The organism is Aureimonas sp. AU12 (assembly GCF_001463705.1).
Classification (GTDB): Bacteria; Pseudomonadota; Alphaproteobacteria; order Rhizobiales; family Rhizobiaceae; genus Aureimonas.
This window is the reverse complement of record NZ_BBWH01000064.1, coordinates 1-816: the sequence shown is the minus strand read 5'-3', so window position 1 is coordinate 816 and position 816 is coordinate 1. Positions and strand designations below refer to the sequence as shown.

The following is an 816-nucleotide window of genomic DNA, read 5'->3' as shown; positions in this document are numbered from 1 at the left end:
GAAGAGGACGGTGACGGCGAGCGCGATGGCTGAGAAGAAGACGGTTGGGCACCGGTCGTAGCGGGTCGCAACCCGCCGCCAGTCCTTCAGTCGCCCGAACATGATCTCGATGCGGTTGCGGGGTCTGTAGCGGCGCTTGTCGTGACGCACCGGCGCGTCGCGCGACTTGCGCTCTGGGATACAGGGCTCAATGCCCTTCGCTTGCAAGGCGTCCCGGAGCCAGTGGGCGTCGTAGCCCCGATCGCCGAGAAGCCATTGCGCCTTGGGCAGATCGTCTAACAGCGCGGCTGCCCCGGTGTAGTCGCTCACCGGCCCGGCGGTCAGGAAGAAGCTCAACGGGCGACCATTGGCATCGGCGACAGCATGGAGTTTGGTGTTCATGCCGCCTTTGGTGCGACCGATCAGGCGTCCAAGCCCCTCTTTTTGACCACCAGGCTCGATGCCGTGCGGTGCGCCTTCAGAGAGGTCGCATCGATCATGACGGTCCTGGGATCGGCACCGGCTGCTGCCAGACCTTCCATCAGTCGGACGAAGACACCCGCTTCGCCCCAACGCTTCCAACGGTTGTACAGCGTTTTCGCAGGCCCTTAGTCCTTGGGCGCATCGCGCCAGCGCAGACCGTTGCGGTTGACGAAGATGATGCCGCTGAGAACCCGCTGGTCATCGACCCGCGGCCTGCCGTGGCTCTTGGGAAAGAACGGACGAAGCCGCTCCATCTGCTCGTCCGTCAGCCAGTAAAGGTCGCTCATATCCAGTCCCCCCCAGCGGAGTCTGAATCAGACGGCACGCCTCAAATCAATGGGTCCTGACCCTAAG

General features: G+C 63.6%; 1 pseudogene. It reads right to left on the bottom strand.

Features of this window, described 5'->3' with window-relative positions:
* Positions 1-749: pseudogene (locus AUL33_RS21905) on the bottom strand (IS5 family transposase); the annotation flags it as partial.
* Between the last annotated feature and the right edge of the window lie 67 nt (positions 750-816).